At 69.1% G+C, this 21055-nt stretch carries 19 protein-coding genes; 10 read left to right on the top strand and 9 right to left on the bottom strand.

The features are described 5' to 3' along the window. Nucleotides 1-83: 83 nt before the first annotated feature. Nucleotides 84-1322 carry a PucR family transcriptional regulator gene (locus tag C3E78_RS08310; RefSeq protein WP_108580817.1) on the top strand — a complete coding sequence of 413 codons (1239 nt, stop codon included), beginning with the start codon at nucleotides 84-86 and terminating at the stop codon, nucleotides 1320-1322. On the opposite strand, the gene C3E78_RS08305 is transcribed toward C3E78_RS08310, so the two are convergent. Further along, entirely contained in the window at nucleotides 1303-2316 is a 1014-nt protein-coding gene (locus tag C3E78_RS08305) for an NADP-dependent oxidoreductase (RefSeq protein WP_108580816.1), read from the bottom strand. The genes C3E78_RS08310 and C3E78_RS08305 overlap by 20 nt on opposite strands. Nucleotides 2317-2479: 163 nt before the next feature. On the opposite strand from C3E78_RS08305, the gene C3E78_RS08300 reads away from it, so the two are divergent. Further along, nucleotides 2480-4270 (top strand): AMP-dependent synthetase/ligase, encoded by a 1791-nt coding sequence (locus C3E78_RS08300; RefSeq protein ID WP_108577846.1) that lies wholly within the window; start codon nucleotides 2480-2482, stop codon nucleotides 4268-4270. A gap of 177 nt (nucleotides 4271-4447) precedes the next feature. Then, nucleotides 4448-5623, top strand: a complete 1176-nt coding sequence (locus C3E78_RS08295) for an HNH endonuclease signature motif containing protein (protein WP_108577845.1) — start codon at nucleotides 4448-4450, stop codon at nucleotides 5621-5623. A gap of 4 nt (nucleotides 5624-5627) precedes the next feature. Here C3E78_RS08295 and C3E78_RS08290 read toward each other — a convergent pair whose 3' ends face one another. Continuing rightward, entirely contained in the window at nucleotides 5628-5990 is a 363-nt protein-coding gene (locus tag C3E78_RS08290) for a DUF1330 domain-containing protein (protein ID WP_108577844.1), read from the bottom strand. A gap of 100 nt (nucleotides 5991-6090) precedes the next feature. On the opposite strand from C3E78_RS08290, the gene C3E78_RS08285 reads away from it, so the two are divergent. Beyond that, nucleotides 6091-6768: a DUF6989 domain-containing protein gene (locus C3E78_RS08285; RefSeq protein ID WP_108577843.1), complete on the top strand. Its 678-nt coding sequence runs from the start codon at nucleotides 6091-6093 to the stop codon at nucleotides 6766-6768. Here the strand turns inward: C3E78_RS08285 and C3E78_RS08280 are convergent. Together C3E78_RS08280 and C3E78_RS08275 are read right to left on the bottom strand one after the other, a co-directional pair. Next, nucleotides 6758-8248 carry a GNAT family N-acetyltransferase gene (locus C3E78_RS08280; protein WP_108577842.1) on the bottom strand — a complete coding sequence of 497 codons (1491 nt, stop codon included), beginning with the start codon at nucleotides 8246-8248 and terminating at the stop codon, nucleotides 6758-6760. The genes C3E78_RS08285 and C3E78_RS08280 overlap by 11 nt on opposite strands. A gap of 10 nt (nucleotides 8249-8258) precedes the next feature. Continuing rightward, nucleotides 8259-9200, bottom strand: a complete 942-nt coding sequence (locus tag C3E78_RS08275) for a heme o synthase (RefSeq protein ID WP_108577841.1) — start codon at nucleotides 9198-9200, stop codon at nucleotides 8259-8261. 88 nt (nucleotides 9201-9288) lie between these two features. On the opposite strand from C3E78_RS08275, the gene tkt reads away from it, so the two are divergent. Genes tkt through pgl form a run of 6 tightly spaced genes read left to right on the top strand, consistent with a single transcriptional unit; the run spans nucleotide 9289 to nucleotide 17294 of the window. Then, nucleotides 9289-11469 (top strand): transketolase, encoded by a 2181-nt coding sequence (gene tkt / locus C3E78_RS08270; RefSeq protein WP_235833782.1) that lies wholly within the window; start codon nucleotides 9289-9291, stop codon nucleotides 11467-11469. Between the two features lie 23 nt (nucleotides 11470-11492). Next, nucleotides 11493-12581 (top strand): transaldolase, encoded by a 1089-nt coding sequence (gene tal / locus C3E78_RS08265; protein WP_108577839.1) that lies wholly within the window; start codon nucleotides 11493-11495, stop codon nucleotides 12579-12581. A 6-nt stretch (nucleotides 12582-12587) separates the two neighbouring features. Then, nucleotides 12588-14165 carry a glucose-6-phosphate isomerase gene (locus C3E78_RS08260; protein WP_108577838.1) on the top strand — a complete coding sequence of 526 codons (1578 nt, stop codon included), beginning with the start codon at nucleotides 12588-12590 and terminating at the stop codon, nucleotides 14163-14165. Then, a complete protein-coding gene (gene zwf / locus C3E78_RS08255) occupies nucleotides 14162-15688 on the top strand; it encodes a glucose-6-phosphate dehydrogenase (RefSeq protein ID WP_199906971.1) in 1527 nt (508 codons plus the stop codon). Before C3E78_RS08260 ends, zwf begins: the two co-directional genes overlap by 4 nt. Then, nucleotides 15688-16593 (top strand): glucose-6-phosphate dehydrogenase assembly protein OpcA, encoded by a 906-nt coding sequence (locus C3E78_RS08250; RefSeq protein ID WP_108577836.1) that lies wholly within the window; start codon nucleotides 15688-15690, stop codon nucleotides 16591-16593. Before zwf ends, C3E78_RS08250 begins: the two co-directional genes overlap by 1 nt. Continuing rightward, nucleotides 16590-17294, top strand: coding sequence for a 6-phosphogluconolactonase (gene pgl / locus C3E78_RS08245; protein ID WP_108577835.1), 705 nt, complete (start codon nucleotides 16590-16592; stop codon nucleotides 17292-17294). Before C3E78_RS08250 ends, pgl begins: the two co-directional genes overlap by 4 nt. Nucleotides 17295-17365: 71 nt before the next feature. Here the strand turns inward: pgl and C3E78_RS08240 are convergent, their stop codons facing one another. From C3E78_RS08240 to gap, 5 genes are read right to left on the bottom strand one after another with little or no spacing between them, the layout of a single operon-like run. Further along, a complete protein-coding gene (locus C3E78_RS08240; RefSeq protein WP_108577834.1) occupies nucleotides 17366-17719 on the bottom strand; it encodes an RNA polymerase-binding protein RbpA in 354 nt (117 codons plus the stop codon). Then, nucleotides 17719-17955, bottom strand: a complete 237-nt coding sequence (gene secG / locus C3E78_RS08235) for a preprotein translocase subunit SecG (RefSeq protein WP_108577833.1) — start codon at nucleotides 17953-17955, stop codon at nucleotides 17719-17721. Before secG ends, C3E78_RS08240 begins: the two co-directional genes overlap by 1 nt. Before the next feature lie 15 nt (nucleotides 17956-17970). Then, the gene (gene tpiA, locus C3E78_RS08230; RefSeq protein ID WP_108577832.1) at nucleotides 17971-18774 is read right to left on the bottom strand and encodes a triose-phosphate isomerase; all 804 of its coding nucleotides are present in this window, start codon (nucleotides 18772-18774) and stop codon (nucleotides 17971-17973) included. Between the two features lies 1 nt (nucleotide 18775). Further along, entirely contained in the window at nucleotides 18776-19966 is a 1191-nt protein-coding gene (locus C3E78_RS08225) for a phosphoglycerate kinase (protein WP_108577831.1), read from the bottom strand. A gap of 1 nt (nucleotide 19967) precedes the next feature. Continuing rightward, complete coding sequence (gap, locus tag C3E78_RS08220; protein WP_108577830.1) at nucleotides 19968-20972, bottom strand: type I glyceraldehyde-3-phosphate dehydrogenase; 1005 nt, start codon at nucleotides 20970-20972, stop codon at nucleotides 19968-19970. Between the last annotated feature and the right edge of the window lie 83 nt (nucleotides 20973-21055).

Raw genomic sequence — 21055 nt, 5'->3', positions numbered from 1 at the left:
GACGCGCACAACGGCCCATGAACACACTTGACGGTGTCTTCCGGCGCCACCTCGGTCGCTGCTCGGGGCGCTAGTCTCACGTCATGAAGCACCACTACCGCAACGATTCTGTCGCCGTGAAGCCGTTCCTCGACTGGCTCGAGAAGAACAGCGAAGAGCTCGTCGACATGATGTTGGAGGCAGTGGTGACGGCGACCCCGGGTGTGGTCCTGGGTGGCCTGGCCGACCACACCAGGCTGCGGGACGCCCTCACCTCGCACCTCCCGCTCGTCCATTCGGTGGTCGCGGCCGGTGATGAGGATCCGACCTTCGAGCTCCCCAAGGCTGCGACCAAGTGGGCGCGCCACATGGCGACGGAGCGGGTTGAGCTGTCAGAACTGGTGTTGGCCTACGACGCGGCGGGTGACGTGTTGATCCAGATGTTTGCCCGTTCAACCCGGACGGGTGACTCGCGTCTGCCCGACGAGTTCCGTGCCGACGCTCTGGAGATTGCTCTGGAACGGCTGTTTCGCTACCTGCGGGCCGCGCTGACCCGCGCGATCTCGGCCTACACCCAAGAGCGCGAGCTGCTTCGACACCGCGATGACTCGCGAGTGCAGGATGTCGTCCAGTCGGTCCTCAATGGCACCGCCAACGAGGCGGAGGCCGAACGCGAGCTGTCCTACCGCTTCACTGCCACCCACCTGGCCTTTGTCGTCTGGAGCGAGCACGCGGTGGGGCCAGAGCTGGAACGTGTCGTCCTGCTGCTTCGGGCCGCACTTCAGCCCTGGCAGCACCTATCGGTCTTCGAGGGACACCGCCAGATCGCCGGGTGGATGTCCACGACCCATCCCGATCCGGCGTCCGAGTTGTCGGGCGCGGACCTTCCGGACGGTTTCCGGGTAGCACTGGGAACGGCACACCAGGGCCTCTCCGGCTTCCGGTCCACGCGGCGAGAAGCGGCCGAGGCGCGCCGGATGGCGGACCTGGTCGCAGGATCGTCGGCAGTCGTCTCCTTCCTCGACGTGGCCGTCCCCGCCATGGCGTCCCACGACACTGACCTCGTCCGTACGTTCGTCACGGGACGCCTGGGCCCGTTGCTCGACCACAGGCACGAGGTGCTGCTGCAAACTCTCCAGGTGTGGTTCGCCGAGCTCGGGAGTCCCACGCGGACGAGTCGCCGCCTTGGCGTCCACGCCAACACCGTGGTCAAGAGGCTCGACCGGGTGGAGCGACTGCTCAAGCACCCCTTCGACCCTGCAAGTCTGACGTTGCGGGTGGCCGTGGAGCTGGCTCCGCTCGTGGTCGCACCACCGGCCGCGGTCAGGACTGACCCAGCCTGACGGCCAGCTTGCCCACGTGCCCGCCGGCGAACGAGGCGACGAACGTCTCCGGCAAGGCGTCGAAACCCTCGACGACCGTCTCGAGCGGCTTGAGCAGTCCGCGGTCCATGAGGTCGACAAGGTCACGCTCGACCTCCCGGGCGCGATTGAAATGGTCGACGGCGATCAAACCCTCCATGCGTATCCGCTTGGTGAGCAGCAGGCCGAAGTTCCTCGGACCAGGTGGGCGGGTCCTCATGTTGTAGCCCTCGATCAGACCGCAGAGAGTCATCCGGGCGTGGTTGTTAAAGCGGTCGATCACGGCCTCCATGACCGGACCTCCGACATTCTCGAAGTTGACGTCGACCCCGTCCGGCGTCGCGGCGGTCAACTGCTCGTGCCAGTCGTCGGCGCGGTAGTCAACGACGGCGTCGAGGCCGAGCTGGTCGAGGAGCAGTCGGCCCTTGTGAGGTCCACCCGCCACCCCGACCACCCGCGCTCCGGCGGACTTGGCGAGCTGTGCGGCCACCGACCCCACCGCCCCGGCTGCTGCGGACACGACGACCGTCTCACCTGCCTGAGGACGGGCGATATCCATCATGCCGACCCACGCGGTCAGCCCAGTCATCCCGAGCACACCGAGACGCTGGACCAGCGGCGTGCCCGGGTGCTCGTCAACGAGCTCCCACGCCGACGGATCGTCAGTGACGAGGTGCTCCTGCCATCCGACAAAACCTCGCACAACCTGACCAGGCTCGAACCCCAAGAGCGTCGACTCGATCACCCGGGCCAACCCCAAGGCCCTCACCGGGTCGCCGAGCCCGACCGGTGGCAGGTAGCTGGGTCGGTCGTCCAGCCAGCCGCGGATGGCTGGGTCCAGGGACACCCACAGTGTCTCGAGGACCATGGCAGGACGATCCGGCAGCGTCACGTCCGAGTGGTCCAGCTCGAAGTCCTCGGCGCGTACCTGACCGTCAGGACGGTGTGCGAGCACAAAGCGGCGGGAAGTGGTCATCATGCCTCCGGGGATCGGGCGAACGTCTCATCGTGCCGCGCAGAACGACTAGTGCACGAGGTGCTCAGACACCACCGGGTGGTGTGGTGTCGGCTGATGCGCGGCGACGGCCGCTGACCTAACGTGGGCAGGCGCTCACACTTCCGTCTGCGAGAGGCCCCCTATGTCCGACCCCGACACACTTGTCTCAGCCTTTCGTGCCACCGTTGCCGGACTGCAAGGCTCTCCCGCCCTCCGGAGCAGCGACGGGCGGATCGACCTCAGCTGGAGCGAGTACGGCGTCGCAGCGGATCGGATCGCCGCCGGGTTTGCCGGGCTCGGCGTCAGGTCGGGGGACACGGTCGCCATCCTCATGGGAAACCGGCCCGAGTGGCAGCTCGCGGACACCGGCGCTCTCATCGCGGGCGCGACGCCGTTCTCCCTGTACACAAGCGCTCCACCGGACCAAAACCTCGACCTTTTGGCGCGGTCCGGCGCGAAGGTGCTCGTCGCTGACGTCGCTCTGCTGGAGGGTCTTCGCCTACCGGATGAGCTGGTCGTGGTCGAGGTCGACGGAACCGGGGCGACCCGTATGACCTTCGAGCAGCTGCGTGACGTGGACGCCACCGACTTCACCCCGCCGGTCGCGGGGCCTGGCGACGTGGCCACACTCATCTACACCTCAGGCACGACCGGCCCGCCCAAGGGTGTCGAGCTTACGCACTCGTCGATACTCTTCATGGTGGGCGTCTTCAATGACGTGCAACCACTCAGCGGCGGACGCACCGTCTCGTACCTCCCGCACGCCCACATCGTCGACCGGATCGTCGGCCACTACCTGGGCATGGTCGCGGGATCGTCAGTGACGAGCATCGACAGACCCATGGCTGTCTTCGAGGAGCTTCCGCGCATCCGGCCGACCCTCTTCACCTCCGTCCCGCGGATCTGGCAGCGCCTGCACTCCGCGATGATGGCCGACGTCCGCTCACGTCCTGAGCCCGAGCGATCGTCGGTTCTCACCGCGATCGTCGAGGCCGAGCAGCGTGTCGAGCGGCAGGCAGCCGGCGTACCGATCCCCGAAGAGGTGTCAGCCGAAATGGCTGAGGCGGAAGACACCTGGTTCAGCCCACTGAGGCAGTCGTTCGGGCTAGACGCCGTCGGGTGGTTCATTACCGGTTCAGCCCCTCTGCCTCGCGCCACACACATCTTCTTCGCCGCGATCGGCATGCCGCTCCACGACCTTTGGGGGCTGAGCGAGACGGTCGCCGTGGCAACCCTGAGCGTGCCGGGTGATCATCATCTCGGCACGGTGGGGCGCCCGGTCCCCGGGACGGACGTGCGCCTGGCCGACGACGGCGAAGTCCTCATCCGTGGCCCCCACCTGGCCGTCGGATACAAGGACGACCCGGCTGCGACCTCGTCGGCGTTCGACGCCGATGGCTGGTTCCACTCCGGGGACATCGGCGAGTGGCGAGACGGCCGCTTGGCGATCATCGATCGCAAGAAGGAGATGATCATCAGCGCCGGCGGCGAGAATATGTCGCCAAGCCGTATCGAGAGTGTCATCGCCAGCGCGTCGCCGCTCGTCGGCGGTGTCGTCGTCGTGGGTGACGCGCGCGCGTACAACGTGGCGCTGGTCGTCCCTGACTTCACCGAGGTGTCAGCCCGCCTCGGGGTCTCAGGCAGCGCAGACACTGTGATCAGTCACCCGGCTGTCCGCGCTGAGTTCTCCGCGGTGCTCGAGGATGCGAACGGGCGACTGTCCCGTCCGGAAAGGGTTCGTCGGCACCTGCTCCTCCTGGCGCCCTGGACGGTCGAGAGCGGCGAGCTGACTCCCACCCTCAAGGTGCGACGACAGGTTGTGGAGTCCAATCACGCGGTCGACATCGAGAACCTCTATGCACCGGTCGACTCTTCAACGTCTGCCGACGCCCAGAGGATCGGCGCGCTGCGGCGAGCGACAGCTCGGGGCTGAGACTCACACGTCCCGAGCACGTCGACAACGTCATTCCCCCGCGAATGAATTGCTCGGCGGCTCCTGGCCAGTGGTCAGCGTCCTGGCTTCATGCCGCTTAGTCCGCGCGAAAAGAATGTTCATATGGGCTGCGGTTGCGGCAGAAAAAGTGTCGGTGGCGTCCTCTAGGTTTGAGGTATGGCCACCATCACAGCACCGACGACAGAGGAACTGTCCGACGTCGTGCGGTGGCAGGCCCGAGCCGAGGCGCACACTATCCAGGCGATGGTCGACTACCGCGACGCGGAGATGGCTCGTACCGCGTTGATCGACTCGTCGTTGCGGCGCAAGATCGAACGATCCGCGATTGCGTTGACCATCGGCGAGGCCACGGGGATGTCCGAGGCGCAGATCCAGCTGAGGCTGTCGATCGCCGACCGTGTCCGCGAGAAGACACCGCAGGTATGGGAGGCGTTCGTCGACGGCCTGCTGGACTTCTCCCGGGTGCGTGACATCAGCGCGACGATCGAGAAGCTGCACCGGGAGGAGTCCGTGGCCCGGCTCGACAGCCGGGTGCTCAGCTACGCGGCCGACCACACGGGCACCGAGCTGAGGCAGTGGTTGCGGCGGTTCGTGCAGCGGGTCGAGGCCGACCTGGCCGTCGAACGAGCCGACGCCGCACGGGCCGGCCGGCACGTGGCCGTGGCTCATGGGGATGACTCGATGTCGTGGCTGAACGCCTACCTTCCCTCCCACGAGGCAGCCGCCATTGAGGCCCGGCTGCGCAAGGAAGCCCGCAAGGCCCCGGACCCCGATGACGACTGCACGGTGGCCCAGCGTGAGGCGGACCTGCTGGTCGCCTGGTGCACCGATTCCGACCCCGCCACCTCGGCAATTGACGCGAACATCGCCGTCACCGTCGGTGCCGACGTGCTTGCCGGCGCGGTGCCCGGGTTCGCCGAGTCCACGGACGGATGCTGGGCCGTCCCGGCCCGGTGGGTCGGCGACGTGGTCGCCACCGGTGGCAGCTTCTGGCATCGCATCATCGTCGACCCGGTCAGCGACGACGTCCTGGCCCACGAGTACGTCGGCCGATTCGCCCCCGACACCCTGGCTGTCGCGTTGCAGTTCCTCCACGGGGTCTGCCAAGCACCCGGCTGCATGGTCCCGGCAGACCGGTGCGACCTCGACCACCGCACACCTCACCCGGTTGGCCGGACTACCGGCGACAACATGGGACCGTTGTGCCGAAGACACCACAACCTCAAAGGCCACGGCCTGCTCCACTGGTCCACCAGCCCACCAGCCGAGCTGATCGTCATCGAGCTCTACCCGCCGACACCCGCCGTCGAGATGGAGTACGTCGCCGCCTGAGCGGTCAGCGCCGCGGGGTCGTGGCCTGCAGGACCGCCTCGGACAGTGCCTCGGTGCGCAGGTGGGTGATGGTCTGGTAGTCCGGGTCGGCGACCATCGCGCTGAACGCGGCCCGGCTCGGGTACTCCACGAGCAGCACCGCGTCCCAGTCGAAGCCGTCCGGCGCGACCAGCGCGGTCGAGGTGTCCCCGATGTAGACCACGCGCGCTCCGACCTTTTTCAGGTGCGGGCCGATGTCGCGGGCGTACTGGTCGTAGGACGGGCGACCGTCGGGCGCGAACCGTAGGAGGTTCAGCATCACGACCGGGCCACCCTCGTCCTCGGCGAGGTAGCGCTTCAGGTCGTTGCCGGTCGGGTCCACGCTCATGTTGTCTCCTCGGTGCAGTGCTCATCGTTGGGACGCCCATCGTGCCCGAACCGACGGTCAGCCTCCCGGGCTGACACGCTGACCACCTACGGTTTCGTCTGTGCCCACCCTCACCGCGTCCCGGTCCAGCCTCGCGCCGGTCCTGGGTGTCCACGTCGCCCTCGCCGTCGCCGGCGCTCTCGTGCTCTCGCTGGACGCCCCCGCGAAGGGCTGGGGCGTCCTCGCCACGGTCGTCGCCTACGTGCTCGCTCTGCGGGCCGCGTGCCGGCGCGCGGGTGCCCGCGAACTCGAGGCGCTCGCCTCGTTCCTCGTGGCGGTCTCGGTGTTCCAGCTGCTGCCCGACTGGGTGCTGGCCGACCTGATCGGCACGCTGCGCTTCCCCGACACCGGCGGGCTGCGCGTCGACGACGTCATCCCGGTGGCAATGGCCGGCATGTGGGTGGCACCCCTGTTCGCGGCGGTCGCCCTGAGCGGAGGTCGACCCGCTCTCGCCGCAGTGCTGGCCACCGCGATCTTCTTCGGCGCCGAGCTGGCCGCGCCGGGCCTCGGCCTCTGGGAGCCCACCGGCGACACTCACCGGGTGGCGGGCGTGGCGGTGTACGTGCTGCCGGCCGAGGCCGCGCTGGGTTGGGCGACCGCGGTGGCTTTCCGGGCCACCCGCCGCCTCGATCTCGTCCACCGCGTGGCGGCGGCGCTCGCGGTGTCCACGTTCTACCTCGGCGCACTCGTGCTCTCGCACTTCCTGATCGACGTCGCGGGCTGGCGCCTCACCGCCTGAGCGCGAACCAGCGGTCGGCATCGATCGCGTACACCCAGCGGCGCCCCGGCCACTCGGTCAGCGACCACAGCTGGCGGCGCTGCGGCAACCAGGTGATGTCCTCCGGTCCCGTCGGCAGGACGCCGCGGTGCCGGGTGAACCGGCCCGGCGAGCCCACCCACAGATCGCCGGGCAGACCCTCGCCGTTGCTCGACGTCACGACCCAGCGACCGTCCGCGACGACCGCGCCCTGCATCCGGACGACCTGCCGGTCGTGCAGGTCGGTGGGCACCGCGCGGCCCTGGCCGTCGCTGCGGAGCAGGCCGGTGTCGCCGTCGATCGCGTAGCTGATCAGGCGGTGGCTCCCGCCCTTGCGGCCGTACTCCCCCGCCACCAGGTGGTCGTCCCCGACGCCGCCACGGTCGAGGGACATGAACGAGTACGTCATGCGGGTGCCGTCCGCGTCGTGCTCCGCGGCGTAGGAAGTGAGCTGGGGCAGGACGTAGCGGTAGCCGCCGGTGCGCAGCCGGTTGCGCACGCGCACGACGTCGTCGAGCCGGAAGACCCGCACGCCCGCCGAGCTGCCGGCGACGAACAGGTGACGCCCGTACCAGACGATGCCGCCGGCGTGGACCTTCACGCGGCGCAGGCGGTGGAACGGCCACCGGCCGTGCGGCTCGACGAGCAGCACGTGGCGGTAGCGGGGCGGCTCGTCGTCGTGCCAGTCGATCACCGAGATCCGGGCTCCGAGCCGGCGCCCGACCCGTCCGTGCCCGTACCAGCTGGCCAGGACCACGTCGTGCCCCTCGTACGTGCCGCCGCTCGGCTCCGGGCCGTACGCGTCGGCCGACGTGGTGATGCCCTGCGGGAACCACCGCAGGGTGTCCTCGTCGCCGCGCTGCCAGGCCATCCCGTACGCCGCGGCCTCGGCGGGGACCCTGGCATGACGCCCCGCGCGGTTGAGGTCGCCGAGCACCCCCCGCAGCCCAACGGTCCGGGCCCGGCGCAGCCAGGACGCCGTCGCGCGCGCGGCCGGACGCTGCACGAGCCGGTACGGCAGCCTACGGCGCACCATCCGCCGGCAGCCCTCCTCGTCGACGCCGTCCTGCAGGACGAACCCGGCCGCCTCGTACGCCGTGATCGCCGCGGTGTTGCCGTCGATGACCCGCAGCACCAGCTCCCGGCCGGCCGCCCAGCGCACCACGGCCGCGACCAGCTGCGCGCCCACACCGCGGCCACGTGCCTCCGGGGCGACCCACATCGAGGTCAGCGAGGCCGTCTCCCCGCTCAGCTGACCGGCGACCATGCCGACGGGGCGCCCGTCCTCGTACGCCACGAAGCAGGGCCCGTCGGCGACGCGCGCCCGCCATCGCTCCTCGGTGTCGTCGTCCCCGGTCCACATCGTGGTGGAGGCCGAGAACGCCGCACGGTCCTCGCTCAGCGAGCGACCTCGCAGGTGACGCCAGTCCGCCCAGTCATCGGGCGTCAGCTGCCGGATCACCCGCAGCGACCTAGCGCAGGAAGGGGTCGACCGCGGCGGCGACGAACAGCAGGGCCAGGTAGGCGTTGCTGAAGTGGAACAGGCGCATGGGCTTGATGACCGAGAGGTCCTCGGTGTCCTGGGCGCGGGACTTCAGGTCGTACGCCTCGACCAGGAAGACGATGCCCAGCACGATCGCGACGGCCGGGTAGAACCAGCCCGTCGCCAGCGGCCACAGCAGCAGGGAGGTGCCGACCATGACCCACGTGTAGATGACGATCTGCCGGGCGACCTCCGCCGATCCGACGACCGACGGCAGCATCGGGATGCTGGCCGCGGCGTAGTCCTCGCGGTACCGCATCGCGAGAGACCAGAAGTGCGGCGGCGTCCAGAAGAAGATGACGAGGAACAGCACGAACGGCGCGAGGGCCAGCTCGTTCGTCACGGCCGTCCAGCCGATGACGGCCGGGAAACAGCCCGCGGCCCCGCCCCACACGATGTTCTGGCTCGTGCGGCGCTTGAGGATCATCGTGTAGCCCACGACGTAGAAGACGTTGGCGGCCAGGGCCAGGCCGGCGGAGAGCCAGTTGACCCAGAAGCCGAGCATCGCGGTCGAGACGACGCCGAGGACCAGGCCGAAGATCAGCGCGTTCCGGGTCGGGATCTGGTGACGGGCCAGCGGACGACGCGAGGTGCGGCGCATCAGCTGGTCGACATCGGCATCGACGACGCAGTTCAGCGCGTTGGCGCTGCCCGCGGACAGCGCACCGCCGCAGAAGGTCGCGATGACCAGCCACAGCGAGGGCACGCCCTGCTCGGCCAGGAACATCACCGGGACGGTGGTGAGCAGGAGGAGCTCGATGATGCGGGGCTTGGTCAGCGCGACGTAGCCCTTGACGACGTCACGGAACCCAGGCGATGTGGGAATGCCAGCACGGTTGGCTGAGTTCACATCTACGGCAGTCACGTGCATCAGTCTAAGGGACGCGGGTACGCTCACTGTGACTGCCTTCGACCGCAGTAATTCCACGCCCCACGAACCACGATCAGGAGCTATCGCTGTGTCTGGAACCACCTCGCTGGAGTGGACCGAGATCGACAAGAAGGCAGTGGACACGGTCCGTCTGCTGGCCGCCGACGCCGTGCAGAAGGTTGGCAACGGCCACCCCGGCACGGCCATGAGCCTCGCGCCGGCCGCCTACCTGCTCTACCAGAAGATCATGCGTCACGACCCGAGCGACCCGGACTGGGTCGGCCGTGACCGCTTCATCCTGTCGGCAGGTCACTCGAGCCTGACGCAGTACATCCAGCTCTTCCTCGCCGGCTACCCGATGACGCTCGACGACCTCAAGAGCCTGCGCACGTGGGGCAGCCAGACGCCGGGCCACCCCGAGTACCGCCACACCCCGGGCGTCGAGGTGACGACCGGCCCGCTGGGCCAGGGCGTCGCCAACAGCGTGGGCATGGCCATGGCTGCCCGTCGCGAGCGCGGCCTGCTCGACCCGAGCACCGCCGCCGGCGAGAGCCCCTTCGACCACCGCGTCTACGTCATCGCCTCCGACGGCGACCTGCAGGAGGGTGTCTCGGCAGAGGCCTCGTCGCTCGCGGGCCACCAGAAGCTCGGCAACCTCACGCTCCTGTGGGACGACAACCGGATCTCGATCGAGGACGACACCAACATCGCCTTCACCGAGGACGTCGCCGCCCGCTACGCGGCGTACGGCTGGCACGTCCAGACCGTCGACTGGACCAACGGCGGCACCGGCTACGAGGAGAACGTCCAGGCTCTCTGGGACGCCTACCAGGCCGCTGAGGCCGTCACTGACCGTCCGAGCTTCATCCAGCTGCGCACGATCATCGCGTGGCCGGCACCGACCGCGCAGAACACCGGCGGCTCCCACGGCTCCGCCCTCGGCGAGGACGAGATCCGGGCCACCAAGGAGCTGCTCGGGTTCGACCCGGACGAGACCTTCATCGTCGGCGACGACGTCATCGAGCACACGCATGGTGCCCGCACCCGCGGCGAGGAGGCGCACACCGCCTGGCAGAAGTCGTTCGACGCCTGGCGCGAGGCCTCCCCGGAGGGTGCGGCTCTCCTCGACCGGCTCTCCACGCACGCGCTGCCCGACGGCTGGGATGCGAACCTCCCGGTCTACGAGGCCAGCGAGAAGGGCGTCGCGACCCGTGTGGCCTCCGGCGACTTCCTGAGCGCCGCCGCTCCGATGCTCCCCGAGCTGTGGGGCGGCTCGGCCGACCTCGCCGGCTCGAACAACACGACGCCCAAGGGCGAGCCGTCGTTCATCCCGCCCGAGCACGCCACCGCGAAGTTCCAGGGCGACGAGTACGGCCGCGTGCTGCACTTCGGCATCCGTGAGCACGCGATGGGCGCCATCATGAACGGCATGGTCCAGCACGGGCTCACGCGTCCGTACGGCGGCACGTTCCTCGTGTTCAGCGACTACATGCGGCCTTCGGTCCGTCTTGCGGCGCTGCAGGAGCTGCCCGTCACCTACGTCTGGACGCACGACTCGATCGGCCTCGGCGAGGACGGACCGACCCACCAGCCGATCGAGCACCTCTCCGCGCTCCGGGCCATCCCCGGTCTCGACGTGATCCGTCCCGCGGACGCGAACGAGACCATCGAGGCCTGGCGCACGATCATGGGCAACATCGACCGCCCGTCGGCACTCGCGCTGAGCCGGCAGAACCTGCCGACGTACCCCCGGGGCACCGACGGCTACGCGACCGCGGACAACACGTCCAAGGGCGCCTACGTCCTGCTCGACACCGAGGGTGAGCCCGACGTGATCCTCTTCGGCACCGGCTCGGAGGTGCAGATTGCGGTCAAGGCACGCGAGCTGCTCGCCGACGAGGGCATCTCCGCCCGCGTCGTGTCCATGCCGAGCCGCGAGTGGTTCGAGCAGCAGGACGAGTCGTACCGCAACCAGGTGGTCCCGCCGACGTCGCGCGCACGCGTCTCGGTGGAGGCCGGCGTGGCGCTCGGTTGGCGTGACGTGGTCGGCGACGCCGGCCGCATCGTCAGCATCGAGCACTACGGCGCCTCCGCGGACTACAAGACGCTGTACAACGCCTTCGGCATCACCGCCGAGGCCGTCGTCGCAGCCGCCAAGGACTCGATCGCCGACGCGGCGGGCGAGCCCACTGCACCGTTCCACGCCCGCCCGGCAGGACCTGTCGGTCCGGGTGACAACTCAGACGCGCCCACTCACGGAGCGCACTGAAAATTCCTCACGAAGGAGCACACATGAACGACCGTCTCAAGGCCCTGGCCGACGCCGGAGTCTCTGTATGGCTCGACGACCTGTCCCGCGAACGCATCGAGTCCGGCAACCTGGCACAGCTCGTCGCTGAGTCCGGAGTCGTCGGCGTGACCACGAACCCGTCGATCTTCGCCTCGGCACTCGCCAAGGGCGAGAAGTACGAGCCGCAGGTCAAGGAGCTCAAGGAGTCCGGCGCAGACATCGCCACGACCGTCTTCGAGATCACCACCACCGACGTCCAGAACGGCTGCGACATCATGCGGCCGGTCTACGACGCCACCGGCGGCCTCGACGGACGCGTCTCGCTCGAGGTCGACCCCGACCTCGCGCGTGACACCGAGGGCACGATCAAGCTCGCGCACCGTCTCTGGGAGCGGGTCAGCCGTCCCAACCTGATGATCAAGATCCCCGCGACGCTCGAGGGCCTGCCCGCGATCACCGCGACGATCGCCGAGGGCATCAGCGTCAACGTGACGCTCATCTTCTCGCTGCAGCGCTACCGCGGCGTCATGGACGCGTACCTCGAGGGTCTCGAGCAGGCGGACGCCGCCGGCCGCGACCTGTCCACGATCCACTCGGTCGCGTCGTTCTTCGTCAGCCGCGTCGACACCGAGGTCGACCGCCGTCTGCCCGAGGACAGCCCGCTGCGTGGCACGGCAGCACTCGCCAACGCACGTCTGGCGTACGAGGCGTACGAGGAGGTCTTCGGCTCCGACCGCTTCAAGGCCCTCGAGGCCAAGGGCGCCAACCCGCAGCGTCCGCTGTGGGCGTCGACCGGCGTCAAGGACCCCAACCTGCCCGACACGCTCTACGTGACCGAGCTCGTCGTCGCCGGCACCGTCAACACGATGCCGGAGAAGACGCTGGACGCCGTCGCCGACCACGGCGAGATCATCGGCGACCGGGTGCACAACACGTACGAGGAGTCGCGCGACGCGATCGCCGCCCTCGAGCGGGAGGGCATCTCGTACGACGAGGTCGTCAGGATCCTCGAGGACGAGGGTCTGCAGAAGTTCGAGGCCTCGTGGGACGAGCTCCTCGAAACCGTGTCGGCCGAGCTCGACAAGGCCTGACCGCCAATGATCGGGATCGCGCTCACCGTCCCGTCGCAGTCCGAGTTCGACGACGCGCTGCAGAGCGCGATCGCCGATCGGGTTGCCTCCCGGATCGACGCCCAGGACCCCACGCTGTGGGGTCCTGAGGCGGAGTCCGAGGCCAGCATCCGGCTCAGCTGGACGCATCTCCCCGAGTCGTCGCGGCCCCTGGTCGCCGAGATCGCCGCTCTGCGTGAGGATCTCGTCGGCCGAGGGCTCGACCACATCGTCCTGTGCGGCATGGGCGGATCCTCGCTAGCGCCGGAGGTCATCTGCCACACCGCAGGCGTCGACCTGACGGTGCTCGACTCGTCGCACCCCGACATGGTGCGGTCCGCGATCGCCGACCGCCTCGAGCGGACCGTCGTGGTCGTCTCCAGCAAGTCCGGCGGCACTGTCGAGACCGACAGCCAGCGCCGGGCGTACGAGCAGGCGTTCACGGACGCCGGCATCGACCCGCTGGAGCGCATCATCGTCGTGACCGACCCGGGGTCGCCGTTGGACAAGGAGGCGACCGAGACCGGTTACCGCGTCTTCCGCGCGGACCCGCACGTCGGCGGCCGCTACTCGGCGCTCACGGCGTTCGGCCTGGTCCCCAGCGGCCTGGCCGGCGTCGACATCGACGAGCTGCTGGCCAGCGCCGAGGCCGAGGAGTCGCTGCTGTACTCCGACAGCGCCGACAACCCCGCCCTGCGCCTGGGTGTCATGCTCGGTGTCGCCAACACGCACCAGGTCGACAAGCTCGTCCTGTCCGACCAGACCGGCCACGGCGTGGGCGACTGGGTCGAGCAGCTCGTCGCGGAGTCGACCGGCAAGCTCGGCAAGGGCATCCTGCCGGTCGTCGTCCCGTTCGCGAACGCGACCAACTTCAGCCCGAGCACGGCCGACTCGATCCTCGTGACGATCGGCGGCGACGGGACGCCCGAGGCCCAGTCCGGCTTCGCGGCCAACCTCGAGGGCGACCTCGGTGCGCAGATGCTCCTGTGGGAGGTCGCGGTCGCCGTGGCCGGCCGGCTCATCGGCATCGACCCGTTCGACCAGCCGGACGTCGAGAGCGCCAAGAAGGCCGCCCGTGAGCTGCTCAGCGGCAGCGGCAGCGTGCCCGACCCGGACTTCTCCGAGGACGGCATCGACGTCTACGGCTCGGGCTCGTCCCTCGCCGAGGCGGTGCAGACGCTGCTCGACCAGATCGACCTCGACCACGGCTACCTCGCGATCCAGGTCTACCTGGACCGCATCGAGTACGCCGACTTCGCCGGGGTCCGGGAGGTCGCCGCGGAGCGCCTCGCGCGTCCGGTGACGTTCGGCTGGGGTCCCCGGTTCCTGCACTCCACGGGCCAGTACCACAAGGGCGGCACGCCCAACGGCGTGTTCCTGCAGGTCACCGGCACCCCGGAGGAGGACCTGCCCATCGCGGGCCGCGACTTCACGTTCGGCTCGTTCATCGACTCGCAGGCGGCCGGCGACGCCGCCGTGCTGCGCGACCACGGGCGTCCGGTCCTGCGGCTGCACCTGCACGACGTGCCGGCCGGACTCGCCACGATCCGAAAGCTGCTTGCATGATGGCAGAACACGTCAATCCGCTCCGTGACCCCACCGATCGCAGGCTCCCCCGCATCGCGGGACCCTGCAGCCTGATCCTGTTCGGTGTCACGGGCGACCTCGCGAAGAAGAAGCTCATCCCGGCGGTCTACGACCTCGCCAACCGCGGTCTGCTGCCGCCGGGTTTCGCGCTGGTGGGCTTCGCCCGTGCCGACTTCAAGGACAGCAGCTTCGCGGACATGATCAAGCAGGCCGCTCAGGACGGGGCCCGCACCCCGTGGAGCGAGACGGTCTGGAAGCAGCTGGCGGCCGGCATCCGGTTCGTCCCGGGCGAGTTCGACGACGACGACGCCTGGGACCGGCTCGCGGACACCATGAAGGACCTCGACGAGCAGCAGGGCACGGGCGGCAACCACGCCTTCTACCTGTCGATCCCGCCGGGCCTGTTCCCCGTCGTCGTCTCGCAGATCAAGAAGCACGGCCTGGCTGAGTCGTCCAAGGGCTGGCGGCGCGTCGTCATCGAGAAGCCGTTCGGGCACGACCTGGCCTCGGCCGTCGAGCTCAACCGCATGGTCGGCGACGTCTTCTCCCGGGAGTCGGTGTTCCGCATCGATCACTACCTCGGCAAGGAGACGGTCCAGAACATCCTGGCGTTCCGGTTCGCGAACGGCATGTTCGAGCCGATCTGGAACAACCACTACGTCGACCACGTCCAGATCACGATGGCCGAGGACATCGGCATCGGGTCCCGCGCCGGCTACTACGACAGCATCGGCGCTGCGCGCGACGTCATCCAGAACCACCTGCTCCAGCTCATGGCGCTCATCGCGATGGAGGAGCCGGTCTCCTTCAACGCCTCGAGCCTGCGTCTGGAGAAGCAGAAGATCCTCGCGAACGCCCGACCGCCGGCGCGCATGGACCTGCACACCGCCCAGGCGCAGTACGTCGCCGGCTGGGCCGGTGGCGAGAAGGTCCGTGGCTACCTGGAGGAGGACGGCGTCCACGAGGACTCCCGCGCCGAGACGTACGCCGCGATCCGCGTCGACGTCTCGACCCGCCGCTGGGCCGGGGTCCCGTTCTACCTGCGCACCGGCAAGCGGCTCGGACGGCGCGTCACCGAGGTGGCCGTGGTCTTCAAGCGGGCACCTCACCAGCCGTTCAACAAGAACGACGTGGAGGAGCTCGGCCAGAACGCGCTCGTCATGCGCATCCAGCCCGACGAGGGCGTGACGCTGCGGTTCGGCGCCAAGGTGCCGGGCACCACGATGGAGATCCGGGACGTCAACATGGACTTCGCGTACGGCGGAGCGTTCGTCGAGAGCAGCCCCGAGGCGTACGAGCGGCTCATCCTGGACGTGCTGCTCGGCGATCCCCCGCTGTTCCCTCAGCACGAGGAGGTCGAGCTGTCCTGGAAGATCCTCGACCCGGTCATCGCCCACTGGAAGCAGGACAAGGACATCGACACCTATCAAGCCGGCACGTGGGGTCCCCCGTCCGCCGACGCGATGATGGCCCGTGACGGCCGTACCTGGAGGCGTCCCTGATGGAGATCGCACTCACCAAGACCAACTCGTCCCGCATCGCCCGCGCACTGGTCAAGGCACGTTCTGCTGCCGGCAGCCCCGCGATGGACATGGTGCTCACGCTGCTGGTCGTCACCGACGACGAGAACGTCAGCGAGGCGCTCAAGACGGCCACCACGCTGTCGCGCGAGCACCCGTCGCGCGTCATCGGCGTCATCCTCGGTGACGGCCGCGGAGCCGCCGAGCTCAACGCGAAGGTGCGGGTGGGTGAGAACTCGTCCGGCGAGTCCATCCTGCTGCGCATCTCAGGCGAGCTCACCAAGCACGCCGAGTCCGTCGTCCTGCCGCTGCTGCTGCCCGACTCCCCCGTCGTGGTGTGGTGGCCGGGTAAGCCCCCCGCGAACCCGTCGGCGGACGCGATCGGACGGCTCGCCCGTCGCCGCCTGACCGACGCCGAGGCGACGGACTCCCCGATCCGTTCGCTCAAGGCCGTGGCCCGGGCCTACCAGCCGGGTGACACCGACCTGTCGTGGACGCGCTCGACCCCGTGGCGCGCCCTGCTGGCCGCGGCGCTCGACCAGACCACTGGCACCGTCACCGGCGGCACCGTGACTGCCGGCACGGGCAACCCGGTCGCGATCCTGCTCGTGTCCTGGCTGGAGAGCCGGCTGAAGGTTCCGATCAAGCGCAAGCGCATCGACACCCCGCAGATCGCGTCGGTGGTGCTGCACACCGCCGAGGGCGATGTGCTGATCGAGCGGGTCGACTCCGTGTCCTGCCACTTCAGCGTGCCGGGCTCGTCGCCGCGCGAGGTGCCGCTGGGTGCCCGCCCGCTGGCCGAGCTGCTCGCCGAGGACCTGCGCCGCCTCGACGCGGACGACGTCTACGCCCAGACCATCCAGTACATGCTCGAGGAGGACGTATGACCACCGAGGTGTGGCCGACCGCCGAGGAGCTCGCCGCGATCATCGCCGAGCGGATCACCGAGAAGATCGCGGCGGTCCAGCGGGAGGGACGCACCCCGACGATCGTGCTGACCGGCGGCACCATCGCGATCGACGCCTACGAGCAGATCCAGGACGGCGACGTCGACTGGACCAATGTCGAGTTCTACTGGGGCGACGAGCGCTTCGTCCCGGCGGGCGACGCGGACCGCAACGACCAGCAGGCCAAGGACGCGTTCCTCGACCGGCTGGGCGTCCCGGCCGAGCGCATCCACGCGATGCCCGCACAAGGTGCCGGGCTCGAGATGGCCGAGGCGGCCGACCAGTACGCCGCCTCGCTGCCCGCCGAGCCGTTCGACCTGGTGCTCCTCGGCGTCGGACCTGACGGACACATCGCATCGCTGTTCCCCGGGCACCCGCAGCTGCACGAGACGAAGCGGCTGGCGGTGGAGGTGTTCGACTCCCCCAAGCCGCCGCCGGAGCGCATCTCGCTCACGTACCCGGCCCTGCGCAACGCCCAGAGCGTCTGGCTCATCGTGGCCGGCGAGGGCAAGGCCGAGGCCGTCGCCCGCGCCCACGCCCACGGGACGATCGAGGACACCCCGGCCTCCGGCGTGCAGGGACTCACCGAGACGGTGTGGCTCCTGGACGTCGCTGCCTCCTCGCTGATCGTCACGGCCTGACAGCCTCCAGCAAACGACTCGGTGCCCCCGTCGCAGGACGGGGGCACCGAGTCGTTGGTTCAGGAAGCGATCTAGAAGATGATCTCGCCGGACTTGCGCTTGCTGCGCAGCATGTCGACGGCTTCCTTGAGGATCTCGTCCGCCTCCGTCTCGGAGCGACGCTCCTTCACGTAGGCGAGATGAGTCTTGTACGGCTCGATCTTCTTGGCCGTCGGACGGTTGTCGGCGTCGACGCTGGCCGGCATGCCGCAGCGCGGGCAGTCCCACGACTCCGGCACCTCGGCCTCGATCGCGAACTGCAGCTCCGTCGTGTGGTTGTTGATGCAGTAGAACGTCACGAACTGACGCGGGGCGGCTTCGCCACGCTCAGCCTCGCCCATGGGACCGGAGCCGATACGGCTTCCCCGGATTGCACCTGCTGCCACTAGTTACTCACCTTCAGGAGCAGGCCGAGTGCGAAGATGCACACGACCCAGACGACTGCGATACCGACCGTGATGCGGTCGAGGTTGCGCTCAGCGACCGAGGATCCGCCGAGGGAGCTGGAGACGCCTCCGCCGAACATGTCGGAGAGGCCACCCCCGCGTCCCTTGTGCATGAGGACCAGCACGATCATCAGCAGGCTGCTGATCGCGAGGAGGATGGAAAACGTCAGAATCACGTTGGGCCTTCGTTGTCAGGCGCCGGACAGGTCCGGCATGGCATAGAACCGGGCGATCCCGGCGAACTCATCGGCCTGGAGGCTTGCTCCGCCAACCAGGGCTCCGTCGACGTCCGACTTCGCCATGATGGCGGCGATGTTCGCCGCTTTCACCGATCCGCCGTAAAGAATACGCGTTGCCGCCGCAACTTCCGACGACCAGGTCTCCTCGACACGCCCACGGATCGCCGCACAGACCTCCTGCGCGTCCTCGGGGGTCGCGACCTCACCGGTCCCGATCGCCCAGACCGGCTCGTACGCGATGACGACGGAGGCCATCTGCTCGGCGGTCAGGCCGGCGAGCGAGCCGTCGATCTGGTCGAGCGTGTAGCTCACGTGATCGCCGGACTGGCGCACCTCCAGGCCCTCCCCGACGCACACGATCGGGCTCATGCCCGCCGCGAGCGCCTTGGTCGCCTTGACGTTGACCAGCTGGTCGGTCTCACCGTGGTACTCACGTCGCTCGGAGTGACCGACGACGACGTACGAGCAGCCGAGCTTGGCCAGCATCGCTGCGGTGACCTCACCGGTGTACGCGCCGCCGTCGTGCTCCGAGACGTCCTGCGCGCCGTAGCGGATCGACAGGTGGTCCCCGTCGACGAGCGTCTGGACGCTGCGCAGGTCGGTGAACGGCGGGACCACGACGACCTCGGCCTTGTCGTAGTCGTGCTTCTTGTCCTGCAGGGTCCACGCGAGCTTCTGGACGAGGACCAGCGCCTCCTGGTGGTCGAGGTTCGACTTCCAGTTGCCGGCCATGAGCGGCGTACGAGCAGAGGCCATGTCAGTTCCCTTCCAAGATGGCGAGTCCGGGGAGCGTCTTGCCCTCGAGGTACTCGAGGGAGGCGCCACCGCCGGTCGAGATGTGGCCGAACTCGTCGTCGGAGAAGCCCAGCTGGCGCACCGCGGCGGCCGAGTCGCCGCCACCCACCACGGAGAGGCCGTCGACCTCGGTCAGCGCCTGCGCGACCGCCTTGGTGCCGGCGGCGAACGACGCCATCTCGAACACGCCCATCGGGCCGTTCCAGAACACCGTGCGCGAGCCGCGGATCACCTCGGCGAACGCAGCGGCGGAGTCGGGTCCGATGTCCAGGCCGAGCTGGTCGGCCGGGATCGCGTCGGCCGCGACGACCGTCGCGTCGGCGTCCTTGAACTCCGGCGCGACGACGATGTCGGTCGGCAGCAGGAGCGTCACGCCCTGGGCAGCAGCCTGCTCGATGTAGCCGCGGGCCACCTCGAGCTGGTCCTCCTCCAGCAGGGACTTGCCCACCTCGTGGCCCTGGGCCTTGAGGAAGGTGAAGACCATGCCGCCACCGATGAGCAGGTTGTCGGCCTTGTCCAGCAGGTTGTCGATGACCCCGAGCTTGTCGGAGACCTTCGAGCCACCCAGCACCACCGTGTAGGGACGCTCGGGCGACTCGGTGAGCCGCTTGAGGACCGTCACCTCGGCCTCGACGAGCCCGCCGACCGCAGCCGGGAGACGCGTCGCGACGTCGTAGACGCTGGCCTGCTTGCGGTGCACGACCCCGAACCCGTCGGAGACGAACACGTCGGCCAGTGCGGCCAGCTCGTCGGCGAACGCACCGCGCTCGGCGTCGTCCTTGCTCGTCTCGCCCGCGTTGAAGCGGACGTTCTCAAGCACCGCCACCTGGCCGTCCTGCAGCTCGGCAGCGACCCGCTGGGCCTCCGGGCCCACCGTGTCGGCCGCGAACTGCACCGGGGCGCCGAGCAGCTCAGAGAGCCGGTCGGCGACCGGGGCCAGCGAGTAGGCCGCGTCAGGGGTGCCCTTGGGCCGACCCAGGTGCGCGGTCACCAGGACACGCGCACCTGCGTCAGCCAAGGACTTGATCGTCGGGACGCTCGCGCGGACGCGTCCGTCGTCCGTGATCGTCGTGCCGTCGAGCGGCACGTTCAGGTCACTGCGGACGAGGACGCGCTTGCCGCGCAGGTCGCCGAGGTCCGAGACGGTCCTCACGTCAGAGGGAGGCGCCGACGTGGACAACGAGGTCGGCCAGGCGGTTGGAGTAGCCCCACTCGTTGTCGTACCAGCCGACGACCTTGACCTGGTCGCCGATGACCTTCGTCAGGCCCGAGTCGAAGATGCACGACGACGGGTCGGTGACGATGTCGGCCGAGACGATCGGGTCCTCGGTGTAGGTCAGGAAGCCCTTCATGGCGCCTTCGGCGGCGTCCTTGACGATCTGGTTGACCTCCTCGACCGTGGTCTCGCGGGAGGCGGTGAACGTCAGGTCGGTCGCCGAGCCGGTCGGCACGGGGACGCGCAGCGCGTAGCCGTCGAGCTTGCCCTTGAGCTCGGGGAGCACGAGGCTGACGGCCTTCGCGGCGCCGGTCGACGTCGGGATGATGCTGAGGTTGGCGGCGCGGGCACGACGCAGGTCGCTGTGCGGTGCGTCCTGGAGGTTCTGGTCCTGCGTGTACGCGTGGATCGTCGTCATCAGGCCCTTCTCGATGCCGAGCGCGTCGTTGAGCGCCTTGGCCATCGGAGCGAGGCAGTTCGTCGTGCACGACGCGTTGGAGATCACCGTGTGGGCGGCCGGGTCGTACAGCTCGTGGTTGACGCCCATGACGATCGTGACGTCCTCGTTCTTCGCCGGAGCGGAGATGATGACCTTCTTCGCGCCGCCGTCGATGTGCGCCTTCGCCTTGGTCGCGTCGGTGAAGAAGCCGGTCGACTCGATGACGACGTCGACGCCCACGCCGGCCCAGTCGAGCTTGGCCGGGTCGCGCTCGGCGAATGCGGTGATCTTCTGGTCACCGACGTAGATGGAGGTGTCGTCATACGTCACGTCGGCGTCGAGGCGGCCGAGGATCGAGTCGTACTTCAGCAGATGGGCCAGCGTCTTGTTGTCCGTCAGGTCGTTGACGGCGACGATCTCGATGTCGGCCCCGGCGGCACGAGCCGCGCGGAAGAAGTTGCGGCCGATGCGGCCAAATCCATTGATGCCTACGCGTACGGTCACGGGAAACAGCTCTCCTGCGGAAGGGGGTGGCTAACATCACCCACCCTACCGAGAGGCACCCGCTACCGGCGAGTCACCTCCGT

Source organism: Aeromicrobium chenweiae, from assembly GCF_003065605.1.
Classification (GTDB): Bacteria; Actinomycetota; Actinomycetes; order Propionibacteriales; family Nocardioidaceae; genus Aeromicrobium; species Aeromicrobium chenweiae.
The sequence above is the reverse complement of the archived record's forward strand: the minus strand, read 5'-3'. Positions and strand labels throughout refer to the sequence as shown.

What these genes read in the sequence shown, in the direction of transcription:
- C3E78_RS08310 (WP_108580817.1), top strand. Translation starts at nt 84, where the DNA reads ATGAAGCACCACTACCGCAACGATTCTGTCGCCGTGAAGCCGTTCCTC.
- C3E78_RS08305 (WP_108580816.1), bottom strand. Translation starts at nt 2,316, where the DNA reads ATGACCACTTCCCGCCGCTTTGTGCTCGCACACCGTCCTGACGGTCAG.
- C3E78_RS08300 (WP_108577846.1), top strand. Translation starts at nt 2,480, where the DNA reads ATGTCCGACCCCGACACACTTGTCTCAGCCTTTCGTGCCACCGTTGCC.
- C3E78_RS08295 (WP_108577845.1), top strand. Translation starts at nt 4,448, where the DNA reads ATGGCCACCATCACAGCACCGACGACAGAGGAACTGTCCGACGTCGTG.
- C3E78_RS08290 (WP_108577844.1), bottom strand. Translation starts at nt 5,990, where the DNA reads ATGAGCGTGGACCCGACCGGCAACGACCTGAAGCGCTACCTCGCCGAG.
- C3E78_RS08275 (WP_108577841.1), bottom strand. Translation starts at nt 9,200, where the DNA reads ATGCACGTGACTGCCGTAGATGTGAACTCAGCCAACCGTGCTGGCATT.
- tal (WP_108577839.1), top strand. Translation starts at nt 11,493, where the DNA reads ATGAACGACCGTCTCAAGGCCCTGGCCGACGCCGGAGTCTCTGTATGG.
- C3E78_RS08260 (WP_108577838.1), top strand. Translation starts at nt 12,588, where the DNA reads ATGATCGGGATCGCGCTCACCGTCCCGTCGCAGTCCGAGTTCGACGAC.
- zwf (WP_199906971.1), top strand. Translation starts at nt 14,162, where the DNA reads ATGATGGCAGAACACGTCAATCCGCTCCGTGACCCCACCGATCGCAGG.
- C3E78_RS08250 (WP_108577836.1), top strand. Translation starts at nt 15,688, where the DNA reads ATGGAGATCGCACTCACCAAGACCAACTCGTCCCGCATCGCCCGCGCA.
- pgl (WP_108577835.1), top strand. Translation starts at nt 16,590, where the DNA reads ATGACCACCGAGGTGTGGCCGACCGCCGAGGAGCTCGCCGCGATCATC.
- tpiA (WP_108577832.1), bottom strand. Translation starts at nt 18,774, where the DNA reads ATGGCCTCTGCTCGTACGCCGCTCATGGCCGGCAACTGGAAGTCGAAC.